The organism is Paenibacillus luteus (genome assembly GCF_006542765.1).
GTDB lineage: Bacteria > Bacillota > Bacilli > Paenibacillales > Paenibacillaceae > Pristimantibacillus > Pristimantibacillus luteus.
The window spans coordinates 516,818-533,020 of record NZ_SKCD01000022.1; the positions used below are offsets into that span (position 1 = coordinate 516,818).

The 16,203-nt window shown below is 42.1% G+C and carries 12 protein-coding genes and 1 pseudogene; 1 reads left to right on the plus strand and 12 read right to left on the minus strand.

Going from position 1 to position 16,203, the window contains the following annotated elements; genetic code table 11:
• Window positions 1–183 precede the first annotated feature (183 nt).
• From E0496_RS18580 to E0496_RS18630, 11 genes and pseudogenes are all read right to left on the minus strand, one after another.
• Window positions 184–578: pseudogene (locus E0496_RS18580) on the minus strand (sigma factor); the annotation flags it as partial.
• A 104-nt stretch (window positions 579–682) separates the two neighbouring features.
• Entirely contained in the window at window positions 683–5,116 is a 4,434-nt protein-coding gene (locus E0496_RS18585; RefSeq protein ID WP_141503242.1) for a coiled-coil domain-containing protein, read from the minus strand.
• Complete coding sequence (locus E0496_RS18590; protein WP_141503243.1) at window positions 5,094–5,864, minus strand: DUF6063 family protein; 771 nt, start codon at window positions 5,862–5,864, stop codon at window positions 5,094–5,096. Before E0496_RS18590 ends, E0496_RS18585 begins: the two co-directional genes overlap by 23 nt.
• Window positions 5,854–7,368, minus strand: coding sequence for a replicative DNA helicase (locus tag E0496_RS18595; protein WP_241674879.1), 1,515 nt, complete (start codon window positions 7,366–7,368; stop codon window positions 5,854–5,856). Before E0496_RS18595 ends, E0496_RS18590 begins: the two co-directional genes overlap by 11 nt.
• Entirely contained in the window at window positions 7,350–8,402 is a 1,053-nt protein-coding gene (locus tag E0496_RS18600; protein WP_141503246.1) for a Wadjet anti-phage system protein JetD domain-containing protein, read from the minus strand. Before E0496_RS18600 ends, E0496_RS18595 begins: the two co-directional genes overlap by 19 nt.
• 127 nt (window positions 8,403–8,529) lie before the next feature.
• Window positions 8,530–8,787, minus strand: coding sequence for a hypothetical protein (locus tag E0496_RS18605; RefSeq protein WP_206669807.1), 258 nt, complete (start codon window positions 8,785–8,787; stop codon window positions 8,530–8,532).
• Window positions 8,788–8,838: 51 nt separating this feature from the next.
• Complete coding sequence (locus E0496_RS18610) at window positions 8,839–9,099, minus strand: hypothetical protein (RefSeq protein WP_141503250.1); 261 nt, start codon at window positions 9,097–9,099, stop codon at window positions 8,839–8,841.
• 49 nt (window positions 9,100–9,148) lie between these two features.
• Entirely contained in the window at window positions 9,149–10,036 is an 888-nt protein-coding gene (locus E0496_RS36565; RefSeq protein ID WP_141503371.1) for a DUF1186 domain-containing protein, read from the minus strand.
• A gap of 246 nt (window positions 10,037–10,282) precedes the next feature.
• Window positions 10,283–11,932 carry a GTP-binding protein gene (locus tag E0496_RS18620; protein WP_141503252.1) on the minus strand — a complete coding sequence of 550 codons (1,650 nt, stop codon included), beginning with the start codon at window positions 11,930–11,932 and terminating at the stop codon, window positions 10,283–10,285.
• A gap of 1 nt (window position 11,933) precedes the next feature.
• Window positions 11,934–12,857 (minus strand): sulfate adenylyltransferase subunit CysD, encoded by a 924-nt coding sequence (cysD, locus tag E0496_RS18625; protein ID WP_241674864.1) that lies wholly within the window; start codon window positions 12,855–12,857, stop codon window positions 11,934–11,936.
• 393 nt (window positions 12,858–13,250) lie between these two features.
• Window positions 13,251–13,811, minus strand: a complete 561-nt coding sequence (locus tag E0496_RS18630; RefSeq protein WP_141503254.1) for a TetR/AcrR family transcriptional regulator — start codon at window positions 13,809–13,811, stop codon at window positions 13,251–13,253.
• Window positions 13,812–14,021: 210 nt separating this feature from the next.
• Here E0496_RS18630 and E0496_RS18635 point away from each other — a divergent pair, with 210 nt between their 5' ends.
• Window positions 14,022–14,951: a DsbA family protein gene (locus tag E0496_RS18635; RefSeq protein ID WP_421924195.1), complete on the plus strand. Its 930-nt coding sequence runs from the start codon at window positions 14,022–14,024 to the stop codon at window positions 14,949–14,951.
• A gap of 181 nt (window positions 14,952–15,132) precedes the next feature.
• Here E0496_RS18635 and E0496_RS18640 read toward each other — a convergent pair whose 3' ends face one another.
• Entirely contained in the window at window positions 15,133–16,161 is a 1,029-nt protein-coding gene (locus E0496_RS18640; RefSeq protein ID WP_161601477.1) for an S-layer homology domain-containing protein, read from the minus strand.
• Window positions 16,162–16,203 lie beyond the last annotated feature (42 nt).

Genomic DNA, 16,203 nt, shown 5'->3' on the forward strand with positions numbered 1-16,203 from the left:
TTATAACGTGAAATCCGTCCCTCCTATCTTCAAATTTTTTTCTTTCAAGTATCATTCCAAGACCACTAAGGTCTTGAATAGCTAAATTATAGAATGTAAGCGCATACAAAACAACTTAACAAATTATAGTTTTACCCCCACATATTAACTAATATTTCTAATGATAATATGAAAAATACTTCTGCCATGCTCTAAACCAAACCAAGCAATCATTGCTTCCTTCTCGCGGTCATCGAATATATTCAGATTCTTAGCTCAATCTTAATCTGATCCCGCTCTACAATATCGTCCACCTCAGTACCAAGGATATCGATCAACGTAATCTCATTTCCTTCCTTATCCGAGCCAATCGGGTCATGCAAAGTAACGTCATTGCGCGTCTTCTTCAAAGACCGCAGAAGCATAAATATTTCGTTCTCGATACAACGAGCCGCGAGCTTCGTGCCTTTCCCCGTTTAGAAGCTCTCGATGGCTATGATCAGTCCAATCGTCATGATCGAGATCAAGTCCTCGAGATCCGTCCCGGTATTGTCGAATTTTTTGACGTTGTGAACACAAAACGATGTCTTTTCAATCATAATTAAAATAATCCAATCTTTGTACTGTCACAAAGATTGGATCATTCAGCATGATCTATTCACAACACGGATAATGCAGCAAGTTTTTGCCATTAACGATGTTGTTAAAATAGTGTAATTTGCCCCATTCTCGCATCAATTCTCTCCAATGTATCAGGGGAATTGTCCCTTAAATATGCATGTTGAACTCGTTTCGATGACTCTACAATTTGCTTAGAGGCATCCGAAGCTATGCGGAGACGACAACTATAAACGATTGGGAAATAATCCTGCAGAAACTTTCCTTCCGCATGAGCAGTCAGTGCAATAATCTGAAAACCAAGTTGTTCCGCAATAAAGAATACCGGACTAAGAACATGGTCGCTTGATGCTTTACCAAATGGATTGTCTAGTATGACGGTCCTATGGAGCTTCATACTGGCTTTAATGTACTGCTTTCTTTCAGCTACATAATTGAGTAGCCCAAGGAACAGCGTCATATTTTTACTCCATTTCTCGCCACCAGACCAACGATTGGATTGCTCCCATGAATAGGCTGCCTTCGTCACTTGATGATCATTCGTTACCTTGCGGCACATAACCTTCATCGTCTCACTATTTAGGACAACCTGCAGTAATTGTTTCGAATCAAGCCATTTTTCCAGACTTTTACGGACATCATTCTGCAGCTCTTTCCCCTGCTCGTCAAAAAATTGACCTCTCTCCAGTTGATTAAGAATCCATTCAATATGCTCGCGAACCCGGTCTTTCCCTTCTCTGTCATCCCATTCTGGTATCGTAAAGCTATATATCTCACGCCAGCCATCCGCTGTCCGAATGCGAGTCTTCTTAGGCAATTCCCTAAGCTCTTGTACAATTTGCTTCAGATGCATATGGATGCGTTGAATGAATTCTTGCAAATCACGATCATGCGTTTGAATCGTTTCCATCATAAATTGAATTGCTTTACGAATTCTCGTCTCCATCGTCCGATGAAATTCGGTCACCTCTGAATACGTTTCCTTCACTTCAACTCCCTGAATCGCCATTTGTCGCAGTTTAATATCTCTAACATGTGAAATACAATAATCCTTAAAATGATACATGCCTTTGCGAACCCGACTGCTCTCTTTTTCTACCGCTTCATAATTAGATTGTAGCATCTTAATGGAGCGCTCACTGATACTCATTCGTTTATAAAGAAAATCTATCATTTTATTCTCTTCCATTTGAATTGGTTGCAGGCGGTCATCATCCAGCCTATGCAACAACATATATTTCTCCCAAAGCTGCATGACGCTATCTAGTTCACGAAGTTGACCCTCTACATAATCGTTTCGCTGTTGAAGTTCCTTCTTCTCAAGTTTAAGCTTCTCTACCGTTTGCTCTAAACCGCTCTTCACATCCAGTAATGCAGTCTCGAACGGAGTGGGCTGTTCTCCAGAAAAACTTTCATTAAATTGTTGCATCAGAAACTCCGTTTTCACTTCTATCTTTTTCAGTTTGTCTCGCTTCCGGTTCAGCCTCTCAGCAACAAATTGCACTTGCTCATTATACTGTTCAATTCGGCTCCACTCTTCCTGCTTATGCGTCTCCAAATCAATCGGTAGATTCGCCCTAATATCCAGCTCCGGATGCTCTCGAAGCAGCTGCTGCATGCCGCTTTTTGCCTCTCCTTCCTTCTCCTGTTCGTGATTACGTTCAAGTTCAAGCTCTTTACGTTCTTTTATCATACCGTCGCGTTCACGTTCCAGTACCTTATGAACTTCCTTAAGATCTACTAATGAACGACTGGATTTCACGTACACGAAGCTTTGTGCAGCTCGATACATATCATCGTTCCTCAATATTTGCAGCTTCGTATTCGTATCATTGTAAGAAACTATTACAGCTTCATGCTCTACTTTAGTCCCCTCGATTGTATGTTTACTCATTCTGAGCTGGCTATTCAGGCTTGTCATCTGCTCCTGAATCGGTGCCAGTTCCCTTTCTATCTTTTTCATTTCCGTACCAAGAGTCAAATAAAGCTGTCCGTCCTTTAACCAAATTGATAATTGGTGGATAAGATCCTGCTTTTCGGTCAGCTCTATACGATACTTTTCCATCGATTCCTCAAGCTGTTTCACAAGATGGCCTCTCTGATTCTGCTCTTTCATTAATCCAAATAATTGCTCTCTTTTCTCCGTGACTTGAATTTCAATGGCTTGATACTGCGACAATGGATATTTTTCCAGAAACTTTCTTACTTGCAGTTCTGTTCTCTGCCAAAGTTGCAGTTCCTCTTCCTTTTTCTCACGTTCCTCCCTAATAAGCTCCGCATGCTGAAGAAGATCTTCCTTCCACCGCTGAAAAGTTTCTGTTTCCCGATTAGCTTTCCAATGTGTAGGAACAATCCATTGCTCCTGATCTTCTTCTTGTAATCCTCTTACCAGTACAGAAGCCTCCGATACGCTAAGTACTCGAATGGGATAAGCGAATTCATCCTCTACTGTAATCAGTTTCTGTTTAAGCGCCGGTTTCTCCGAATCTGTTGTCACAAGCGTCACTGCCCAGAACCTGTCATCTTTCCATTCACTCTCACCAAGGTCAATTCCAAGCCCCGTTAGATACTCAATACCTGTCTGCAGCAATGTAAACTGCCTTCCCCATGACTTTAGCATTCGCTCTACCATTGGATCTGCAAAAAAGATATCCTGCCCGTTATAATCGTCCACATACCGATAAGCGAGCCGTTCCTTTTGCAAATAAAGCTCTTTCTGTTCCTGCCGTTTCACAATGCCTTCTTTTAACTGATCTATAATTGAAGCTTCCTTATCATAAATCAAAGTCAACCTTTCCCAGTTAGGACGTAATATAGCAAGCTCTCGAATCACTGCTATATGCTCAGCCTGCAGTTGCTCTTGTTGCTGTTCCAGCTTCGTCTTCATCCGATCAGCATCTAGAATTTCGCCTTCTAACGCCTTCTGACCGTCCATAACAACGCCACGTTCATCATTTAATTGTTTAATGTGACGAAGATGATCAATTCTCTCTTCCTCCAGCTGCTGTTGACGCGTTGACCAAATTGGAATCTGTTCCTCTATTTTCTCTAGCGTTGGGTTCGCCAAAATATTACGAGCCAAGTTATCCCTCTGCTGATTCTTTTCTTTCAGCATCGTTTGATTCACTTGCTGTTTTAATTCCCAAATACGATAATCGCCTTGTAGACTCTCTATCATTTTTTCCGTTTTAGCCAATTCCCGCTTCAAGTGGTTTAGCTCCGCGGTGTACTCCTGTAGTTCAGTCGTATATTCCTGCTCCCTTTGTGCGAAAACACTTCTCAGCTCCCCGCCATTTTGCTCCCATCGTTCCTGGAGTTGCTTCTCATCCTCGCTCTGCTCTAATCTTGCCATCTGCTTCTCCAAATGAGTCAGTCTAGCTAGCGCCCCCTCATGCTTCACCCTAAGCTCAGCATATTGCATGGAATAATAAGATCGCTGTGCCTGCCTCAACCGTCCATTTACGCTGTCTGCTTCTTCCTGCAATTGCTGAAGAATCACAACGATCGCCGTTCTCTCCTGTTCCACTTCAGCAAGCTCCAATGACTTCAACTGACGCTGCAACAACTCCTGTTGACTCTCCCACTGCCTATACCGTTCTCCCAAACTCGATTGCTCAGCCTTTTGCTCTGCATGCTGAAGTCTCGTCAGTATACGATACGCCTTTGCTTCTCCACGTGCTGCATTGTATTGCTCCTCAGACTTATTAAGTTTTTCATAAAGCAACACATACTGATTAAGTTCCTGCAATATAAGCTGATTTTCTGAAATCTGTTCCTTAAGCTCTTTATATCGCTTAAAGCCCTCCCGATGAGATTCGAACATCTTAACAAAGGTGTCCTGTTCGTACCCACCCATCGCTCGCTCAACCGTAGGAATCAGCAGTCTGTTGAACAGCTGTGAAGTCGCTTTGCATTCATCAAAAAACGCTTCAATTCCGCCCTCCGTATCATTTATTTTTACAATTGATTCCCACTCAGCCGCAATAATATGAAAAGCTTCCTCTAAATGAGCTTTGTACTCTTTAATCGTAGCAAAGGTGCGGGCTGTCAGAGGAAACCGATGCGTCATCGAGGCATAATATTCTTGAATTTCACCTTTATCAGAAGGCCTTGTCTTTCCCATATATTCCTTTACGAACGGAATGTGATCGAGGCTGTGCGAATCATGTTCACCATATTCATAAGCGTAGCGATAAGAGTCAATATTGTTGCCGTTCAAGAAAATACTGACACAAGTAACCGCATATCTGCGACGCGGCTTATCATTTAGTATCCATTCAATCGCAATATGCGCGGGTCCATTCTCCAACAGCAGCGTATCCTTAAGCTTTCGCCCAGCAAGATCAGTGTGAGGCAACATCGCTTGCAATGCCGTTTGAATAAATACCGTTTTACCTCCGCCATTCTCAAGCACAATCGCAGCATTATGACCATCGAACAAAAACGTCTCATCGTTATAACGTTTATTACCGCCCTCATAGAGAATATGAGTGAACCTAATTTTCGATATCGCCGGCATGATGCTGAGCCTCCTCGCCATTCTTTTTTTGATTATCAAGGTCATAAAGGAAGTTTAGGATACCTCTGTTATATTCCAGCTCCATAAAATAACGCTGTACAATGACCTTCGTCTTTTCAGTTAAACCAAGTTCTCCCTCACCGATTTCCACTACCAGCTGTTGATCCATGAGAAATCGTCTGACCGTATCGAGGAAGCTGAGTCTACTGATCGTATTACCAGTCTGACGCTTCGCCGTCTCTTTAATATCATCCATCACATCCCATTTCTCAATGACGGCTGACCAGTTATAAGAAAACTCACCTTCGTACTGCTTTAACTCTTCCTCACTATGCTCCTTAAGCAATTCCATTCGCTCCTGTACAAGCACAGCCCATTCATCGAGCGGAATGAAATTACGGGTTGGTTCCAGACTTTGATAGCTATCATAAAAAGCGCCAATAAATACTATTATCGTCATATACATGAGATATAAATCAGCATTCACAGCCGAGCCTCGCATATAAGTCTTCTTCAAATATTCATTACTAACATGGAATGGTGACAGTCGGACGAGCGGTATTAGAAAAAGTTGATCGCCTGCAACCAGCGCTGCACAATCCACCTCTGCTGCAAATTGATCAAGGAGCCCTCTGACTTCATCATCAGCCATATATTCCTGTAACCGATCTTTCTCAATGACTCCGTTCATAGCTAGCTGAGAATAGAGCCTAAAAGCTCGCATTACCGTATCGTTGTCATAAGCCATCTTGTTCTTCACCCCATGTTAGCTTCATATTTTGAATGTGATAACGTGCATCAACCTTTATGATGCCTGAAGCTTCTTGTACAAGAAGTACCCGATTACCAAGCATGTTGAATACTTCCTCTAATCCGGAGTCTTCCTCGTTTTGATCATACGACAATGCACGCACAGGACTGCGCTGATGTATAATCAGCCAAAAATCATAAAAGCTCCGCAATGCCAGCCACTCACGCTCGTTATTTAATTTAATCCATTCTAGTAATTGAAGTAGTTCAATCTGAGTGTGCTGATCAAGTTCTTGAATGAGCAACTCCATAACTTCTACAAACAAAGCACGCCTTTTTCTCATGAATCCGATATCTCTTGCGTCACCTGCTGCCTCTAGGAATACCTCATCTCTTGCCTCATGTTCTCCAGCGCCATTAATACTTTGTTCACCAAAAACGGTAAGAGGCGACCAGCTTTTTGTCTGTTCCAGTCCGATAAAGGGCGACACAATACCTTTCAGCGATTGGAGTGGCAATGGTGTTCCCATAATATAGTTTGAAATATCCTGATCAAAATTAAATGAACTTAGTCCGGTATAGTACAGTGATTCCTTTGCCGAGGAGAGTGCCTGATTTTTCAAATCCATGCTTTGCTTAAGCAACCCTGAATGATCGCTATGAACCATCTCCAATTCACTTGCAATACGTAAAATATATTCATAAGCACGCTGCTGCTTCTCTAGACTATTATCCGTATAAAGCCGCATTCTCGTCTCGTTTACGAATTGCCGCAACTCGTCGAATTCCTCGTTTTCACGTTGTAGTCTTGTGTAAATATCCTCTAGAAGGTTACTATAGCGCTTCAGCGTTTCCTCTGACACGATACTGCGCTTAATTTCATGCTCGAGCTTTATCATCCGCTCCTGAAGGGACTCCACCTCAACACGCATTTCGTTTATTTGTCTTAATGCGCCTTGAAACTCCCCCTTCTCCAACTGCTTACGCAAAACAAGCTGATGTATGGACAGCTGGAACTCCGAGTAAAACTCCTTTGTTGCAAATACAAGCTCAAGCCCGTCCTCGTCCAGCGCGTAATACTGCGTATTGGTTTTTGAATCAAAGGCATTCGCTCTAAGAATCGACGTATACACGGTCCCTCTCTCGCGAGCCTCCCAATTATAAAAACTAAATTCACGTTTTTTTCCAGAGGCCGGACGAAACACTTGAATGATGCTTCGCGCCAACTCCTCGCAGTCAGCTAGCTCGATTCTATGTTTTCCATCTATTATCTTGAATAAATAAATAGCAAGCTCCTTCACACTTGCTTTATTATTTCGCATCAGCTTCTGCTCAAAGAAGAACAGCAAAGTCAGCATGCCGAGCTCCATCAAATCAATCGACTGCCCCTCAGCATCCGTTTGTTTTTTCCGCTGCAGCTCAAATAATGGGTCAAAAAGTGCGATCCTCGACATTCGTTCGTGAAAGTCAGATATCATGTTATCTAATTCGTAGTGATCCATTGTTTCCACTGCTCCCCCTCCCAAATTTGTTGCAATTGCTGCTTAGTTAAGATTTCCTGCGGATAGTAGCCTCCTGATGTTAAACAGGTTTCAATTTGTTCCTGATACTGCGGCGAGAAATAGCCAAGAAAAGCTTGAACTGCCGCTTCATTTCTTCTTTGATTCGTTTTACCTATTGCGTGTGGCTTGGATAGACATGCCTCATAAAAAGGAATTGCCGGACGAATGGGAAGCCGCTTATCCGTTTCATACCAAATCCGAATACCCTCATAGTCAATATCTCCAAAGTAGTAGATGCGTTTCTCGCAATCTATAACTGGGTATTGCAGGTCAAGCATTTCTATATTTCCAGTTATCTTATTGCCACAACCATAAATCAATGTGTGAAAAGCTGAACCTGACAACACAGGGAGAAGTGCTTGAAAGGTTGTTTTATTTTCGATAATTAGGTGCAAACAGCAATTAAACCCTTCCTTATCCCCGGCAGTTCGGTTTACAGCGAGCATAAGCGGGTCTGACACCGGATAGATGAGCAGCCTCTCCCAAAGACCTAGTCTCTTAAGCAATGCATATCCACCGAGATCCGTTATCCACTTCTCATTCCCAGTCAGTTGGAAGCTTCTCTCTGGTGCAGGTACGGCTTCTTTAGGAAAACCTTCATTCTTTAAATAGTTATTAATGAACACAATCCAAGGCTTGTCCTCTTCAAATTGTTGTACGGACAGTGCAAAATAACCATCAAGCTGAATCGCTGGGTGGATATCGAGACGATATTGCTGCAACAGCTGATGATGCTGCTTAGTTAATCGTTGTTTATTGACCCGATAACGATAAGCAATTTCCGGCTGCTTTGTCGTTCGTCCAGCTGATTTTACCGCATCCAACACCTTAGCCTTTTCCAAAGCAAGCACTTCAGTTGCAAACTCACGTGTTTCTATAACAACGCCGACAAAGAGCGATTCCAGTTCCTCAAGCGTAATCGTTGATTTTTGCATACCACGAATATGTTCTTCTATCGTTTGACTAATATCCATGTCCACACCTCTGCTTATATAATCATTAGTTCTAGTATAGCAGATACCCTTTCTAAGGTTAGAGTCCTAAAATTTATGATATAAAAAAACGAAAAAAACCAACCATTGTGAAATAACATTGATTGGTTTATGCATTTTCATTTTTATTTACGTTTACGTTATTACAAAAATGCTGTTCTATTGTTTTTACCCAATTAGGAATAGTCTCAGCCATATATTTGATTGCACTGTGTTTGAAACCAGCTTCCAATACAATTACACCATCTAAATCACTATTATCGATAACAATTAAGTAATCAATTAAATATAGATTAGCAAGCAGATTCTTTACTGAGGATTGATCTCTTCTAAATGATGTCTTCTGTAGAAATAGGATGCCCACCATTTTCAACTCGTGAAGCAACCCGATCTATATTCAATCGGTAATCGCCTAAACCTACGTAAAACATGATTGTTTCGAACCCATTATCCTTCGCCTCTTGTATTTGACGAATTGCATTTCCATCTCCTTATCTATTTCTGCCTTGGCTTCCGAAGCCAGTTCCAACAAGCCCTCTTCGCCCCTGAGCCTGATTGAAGCAAACGCTCTTGCCTCTTTGCTGTTTCTAATCATCCCTTCTGCCAATTCAACAAGCTCCTCTTGAGAAGCTGAATGAACTTTTTTTACCAGTTGAGACAATGTTAATTTACTTGCCATTCTGTAGTATCAAATCCAAGTGAATCATTATAGGACAGGCGATGTTCTTTTATTTGCCACAGCATTTCTTATACTTCAAGCCGCTTCCGCATGAGCAAGGTTCGTTCCGGCCTGGGGTTGCCAACTTCACAACAGGAGTTGCTTTGTACCCGAAGGTCCTGCTTTGCGTTGTCTTAGGATTATGCGCAGCAACTGATTTCTCAAAGCATCCCCACCATTCCATCTCCGAGATCGTATTTGTAATTAATTGATTATTCCATTGACCTTTGCTTTTGTCCAAAATCTGCTCTAGTGAACCATTCATAGCCTCTTCTACATTCTCTAAATTAATCATCGAGGTGTCGATCTTATCTTTCTCAAAAGCATCACGAATCACTTCATAGTTCTCAAACGGATGCAACTCTATACAGCTGTAAACGACATGCCCATTAAACTCAAAGTTATCCTCATTCAGCTTGTCCTCAGATAGCAGGCTCCCCAAATACGCAACAATGTCGCTTCTCTCAAGCACTCCCTCCAAAACAAGTATAGTTAAGGCAAGCATGCCTTGACCACGGACAAATAGATCAGCTTCTACATTCTCAATGAGCTGATACAACGCTTGTACATCACCATTAAATACGCTTGCAAGCATTCTGCCTGTTCCCTCAGTTAAGGCATCTCCAATAGCCAGGTCCAGCGTCTCCTCAGGCAATTGCAGGAGTTTGATTAGCTCCGGAAATAATTGCTTCTCCCTAAATTGCGACAAAAGATAGAGGGCATACAGCAGATCAATTCGGCTTGCCTCAATTATATACTGCTCAGGGTTATCTATAAAAGCTCTCACCAGTTCCATCAAATAAGGAGCGGCCTCTTCCTTGCGCTCTATGATTTGCAACAATTCCTTTTTCGGAAAGATGCCGCTATTGTACTGGATTGATTCCATTAATTGTTTCATTATTTATCTACTCCCCTATAAAATAGTGTTATCTCCGTTAGTTCTTTCATTCGTTGGCATTTTCATTTTACAAGACACTACTATGGCTGTCTAACAAAATTCAAGTGATCCCCTCGAAACCTGTAACATTTTATGCATAAGCAGGAGAAGCCGCCTTCCAATGAATTGGAAGGCGGCTTTTTGAGTGCATTTTTATATGAACCATTATATGCTTTTCTTGATGTCTCGATCGAAATTAACATAAAACTAAACTTGAATGAGAGCTTTCACAACAATTTTCACGGCAGCATTGGCCGCTTCTTGGATCGAATTGCTGTTTACAGCAACATCGATTGGCAAAAAGGCTTGGCCGATTATTTCTTGCGCAATGGCTTGGTCGTTGCCGTTCGTAGTACCAGCCAGTACCAATGCGATAAGTCCCGCATTGTTCAGCAATGTGGCATAACCTGCGATTTGACGTACAGATTCTCCTAAGCTGTTGTTGATTAGCATCGTATGATAGCCTCTCGATACCAGCCGTTTCTCGATTTCCTTCGCAAGAGCCGAGTTGTCCGCAACTGAACCAGTAAGCCAAAGCGTTAATGGCTGCTGTCCTTTTTGCTGGGCACGAACATCTCTTGTGATTTCCGTATCGATTCGGTCGGCATTGTCAGTACTTTGAAGAGCTTCGTCAATGACGCCGCAAGCGGATGTCATATTTGTTACACGATCGATGAGAATAAATCCACCGATGCTTTTATTTTTTTCAAACGTATCAAAAACAATACCATCCGATAATGAAATTTCACATTTAGCCACTTCATTCTTAACCACATGATCGGCTGTAACCGTATTGCCTGTATTAATATCGATTTTGTGATTAATTTTCGTCACCGTACCAGGAAGAACCTTTGTACCTACCTTCACCAGAACATCTTTTCCCGGCGTCAGGAAAGAATCATCCATCCAAAGAATCGTGGCGCTAAAGCTGTCCGCCTCTTGGAGGTCATTGTCCTTCGTAAACACGCAACCTCGTGAAACGTCGACTTCTCGATCCAATTGAATAGTCACAGGCTGTCCGGCATGAGCCGAATTCCTGTCTTGGTCTGTGACAAAGATGCGTTTTACCTTCGCCTTCTCACGACTAGGCAGAGTTATCAGTTCATCGCCAACTGCGATGCTTCCGGCTTCAATCTGGCCTTGGAATCCGCGGAATGTGTGGTCTGGTCGGCATACCCGCTGAATGGGCATCATAAACGGCTTCACGTCATCGTTCGAATGAACATCAACACTCTCCAAATAGGGCAGCAAAGCAAGACCCTTGTACCAAGGTGTATTCGGCGACTTCTTTGTAATGTTATCCCCTTCTGTTGCAGAAACAGGGATCACTTGAATGCTTTCAAACTGGAATTCCGTGGTGATGCGAGAGAATTCTTCTTTGATTTCATCAAATATCTTCGTATCAAAACCAACTAAATCCATCTTATTTACCGCTAAGACTAGATGCTTAATCCCCATGAGGGCACAAATTCGGGTATGGCGCTTTGTTTGAGTAATAATCCCTTTTTTTGCATCCACCAGAATAACCGCAAGATCCGCGAAGGATGCGCCTACCGCCATGTTGCGTGTATATTCTTCGTGCCCCGGCGTGTCCGCTACAATGAATGAACGGTGATCCGTCGTAAAATATCGAAATGCCACATCAATCGTAATTCCTTGCTCACGTTCGGCTATCAACCCGTCAAGAAGCAAGGAGTAGTCAATTTTGCCGCCGCGGCTTCCCAGCCTGCTGTCCAGCTCCAATGCTCTCTCCTGATCAGCGAACAAAAGCTTAGCCTCATAAAGCATATGTCCTATCAAAGTGGATTTTCCGTCATCCACGCTTCCGCAAGTAATAAATTTAAGCAGACTCTTCATCTTAGAAATAGCCCTCCCGTTTACGTCTTTCCATGCTGCCCGCTTCTTCTTGATCGATAACCCTTGTTGTCCGTTCGGATGATACCGCACCAAGCGTTTCTTCAATAATAGCATCCAGCGTGTCCGCATCTGACTCGGCACCGCCAGTAAGCGGGTAGCAGCCTAATGTGCGAAATCTCATCTTCATCATTTCAATCTTCTCACCCGGCTCGAGCCTCATTCGCTCATCATCCGCCATGATAATTTGTCCATCGCGATTAACGACAGGCCGTTCTTTCGCTAAATAGAGAGGTACAATATCGATATTCTCTCTGCGAATGTATTGCCAGATATCCTTTTCCGTCCAGTTGGAAATCGGGAATACACGGATGCTTTCACCCTTATTGATTCTAGTGTTGTAAAGCTTCCACATTTCCGGTCGCTGATTTTTCGGATCCCATGCATGATTTTTATTACGGAATGAGAAAATCCGCTCCTTCGCGCGTGACTTTTCCTCATCACGTCTTCCACCGCCAAAGGCAGCTGTAAATCCGTATTTGTCCAGTCCTTGCTTCAAGGCTTGCGTTTTCATTATATCCGTATAGGCGGAACCATGATCAAAAGGGTTGATCCCTTGATCAATTCCTTCCTGATTGGAGTGAACAATCATGTTAATTCCGAATTCTTTCGCCTTGCGGTCGCGGAATTCAATCATCTCTTTGAACTTCCACGTTGTGTCAATATGCATGAAAGAAAACGGCGGCTTCTCCGGATAAAATGCTTTCAGCGCCAAATGCAGCATCACGGAGCTATCCTTACCGATCGAGTACAGCATCACGGGATTTTCACTTTCCGCCGCTACTTCTCGAATAATATAAATCGCTTCAGCCTCGAGTTGATCTAGATGTGTCATTTCATCTATGGAATCAAGTGTCAATTTGTCCATGAAAAAAGTGCCTCCCTTTAATCCTTACTAAATCTATAGACTATAATTATATCGTATCAGATTTTCACTTTATTGCAAAGTGGAATAAAGTTTTTTCTTTTATTTTCTTAGCCTTTGGTTTTCATTATAAGGATATCGAAATTGCGAACAATTGGATTGGATAATTCCACTTCAGAAAAAAAGTCTTATAAGTTGTTTATGTTCAATAGCGCTCATGCTAGGCGCACCCAACAAAAGCCCAAACCTAGTGTGGCCGGGCTTCAACTTGCATGTAAATGTGACTCTTATATGCTTACTTCTCACCAGTGACACCTAGCACTCCACATGAGTTTTGCTAATAATAGGGCCTTAAATCACTAAGCCCCTTTATTTTCATTATATTTTCGTTCCACCTTAAATTCTATTAATTCCAGTCTGTATATAGGGAATCGCTAATTTGATAAATTCTTTCGGAGGTGTCATCTGGCTACCTCTTCTCCATTCTACAGAAGCCCCATAAATTCCCCAGCCTAACAGAACAGCTGTAAGTTTTAGAGCTTCATCCTTCTCCTTTTTATTTTGCTTTAATAACATTTTGTAAAAAATAACTTCGAGCTGTTCCCTAATAATACGGGCAATGGTATCTTCATAACCTCTGTGGCAACGACTAGATAATGACTTTTGAAAATTCGTTATCGATTCAAAAATAGTAACAAAAGTTTCTTCATTCAGTTCGTCATTTTGATAGAAATCATAATTCAAATTAACTAACAATACTTCGGACAGCACCTTTTCCAACAAGTCATATATATCTTCAAAATGATAATAAAAAGTTGCACGATTAATCATAGCTTCTGTGGTTATATCCTTTATTGTAATGTCCTTAAATTCCGTTTTCCCTGAGAGTTCGATGAAAGCATCCATAATTAATTTGCGGGTCCGTAAAACTCTAGGGTCCGTCTTTGATTCAGTCATTTTGTCAACCTCCTACTTCTACAACAATTGCTTAAACATGTTGTATAAACGACAAATCCACAGAACTATTGGTTTTGATGGTTTTTATTATGATATAAAATGCAATTGTAAGCAAACAAATAGGTATTTCGCCTTTAAAAAAGCTAAGGGAGAGTAATAAGTGCTTATTCGCTTGTCTCTGCTTCTTAAATTAAGAAATGAGGAATTATAATGGTGAACAATAATAATATGGTTTGTGATCTACAAACAGGTGTATGTGGTGTAGCTGACGAAGAGGAAATGGGGATTATTGATTTCAATCAGCCCTCAAAAGCAGTAAATCTTTACTATGTGACCGATCCGATTTGTTCGCATTGCTGGGCGCTTGAACCTGTACTTCGTCGTTTTGTAGAGCAATATGGAAACTATTTTAACTTTCATACGGTTATGGGCGGTTTGCTGGAAAAATGGCATGACGGACCCATCGATCCCGCAAACGGAATTAGTAAACCATCCGATGTGGCTGCTCACTGGAGAGAAGTTGGAGAATATTCAAGAATGCCCATTGATGGAACTTTAATGATCGATAATCCAGTGCAATCATCCTACCCACCCTCTCGTGTATTTAAGGTGATTCAAAAAAAATATACTGATGAAAAAGCAGCCGAATATTTACGTCGATCAAGAGAAGCGCTATTTGCCTTTAATCAAAATATTTCAGATAAAACCGTTATGATTGAAATCGTAAATCAAATCAACCTCGATGGAGAATCTATTATAAACGAAGCTGAACAACAGGTTGGTCATCAATGGTTACAAGATGATTTCAATCTAGTTAGAAGCTTGGGTGTCAGAGGCTTTCCGACCATTATAATGACCAATGAGGAAAATAACGGCGTAAAAATCGTAGGCAGCCGTCCGTTAGAATTATATGTTGACGGCTTGAAAAAAGTTCTAAACCAAGAAGAACTACAACCGAAACCCGTCCCTGCCCTTTCTCGCTTGATTGAAAAAGAAAAGCTTCTTTTCTCCAAAGAAATTGAAATTATGTATGATGTTGAACATGCAGACATAAAGTCTTTTATTGAACAAGAGCTTTCAGCAAATCGTTATCAAGAGAATGAAATTTTAGGAGAATTGTATTTTACTGCTACTAAATAAACTTGCACACTAGCAGATTAGCAGACATTGGCATAATAGATATCCATGCAAAAACCTTTTCCATCAACCGAAGGCATAAAAGGAAGCACATTTTTGAAAACATGCCTCCGATTATTGATTGAAGCTTTTTTTATTTCCTAAGCAAGAATGTCGAGAACAAATGATTTCTGGATATCAAGTATCACTTTTTTGCATCAAGCAGACGAAGCAGCATAATCGTCGCTTCAGCCCGAGTAGCAGGATCCGTAGGAGCGAAACGATTACCGTTCTTGCCCTTAATTATTCCCAAATCAGCGGCGGAAGCGACGGACGGAAGCGCCCATTGCTTAATATGCTGCTTATCGGCAAATAAGACCTTTGCGTTCGGATTCAGCTCGCCGTCGTACAGCCTCATGATCAGGACCGCCAATTCGGACCTGCTAATCAATTGGTTCGGACGAAAGCTGCCGTCTTCGTAGCCTTTAATAAGGCCAGCTTGCTCAGCTTCCGCGATATACGACCTTGCCCAAACAGGAATTTTATCTACATCACTGAAATTTAGCGACATCCCGCCTTTCGCTTCGAAATCAAACGCCCTTGCGGTCATCACAACGAACTCCGCGCGCGTAATCTTCAAATCCGGACGGAAAGTTCCATCTCCGTAACCGCTTACAATCCCCATATTGACAGCGCGTTCGATCCCTTCTTTGGCCCAGTGGCCAGCAATATCCTTGAATGTACCGGAATTTCCCGCTGCTTGCACTGCGATGACTGCTTTCGTTTTCGGCTCGACAACCGTATCAGTAAGATCGCTTTTCACCAGCTTCACGCGCATTAATTCTACTGTCGACTTTAACGTATTATTACCAATTACTTCGAACGTGATTGCAGCGAGCTCGACTTTTCCCGATAGGCCGTCGACCTTGCCCACCTTCGTATGTGCGAACACGACAAGGCCATCCTCAGGAGTGATCGGAACGGAAAACCCTTGCAGCAAGCTTGCGCTTTTTTTGTACAATAGTTTGTTTTTATCGTACTTCAAATTGATTTCGAAGCCATAAACGTCGGTAAGATCCGAGCCCGTCACCGTCACCACAACTTGATTTCCGTTAATGGACACATGTTTGGAGACTGACAAGTTGAAAGTGGCGTCCTTGGCCATCGCGTACGCCGGCAGCAAGGAAATTGCGAGCCAAGCAGCTAGAAGCATCATTCCAACTCGATATTTCAAGCGAATTCCCATCCTTTCGCGATTTAAGATTTGATCAAGCTA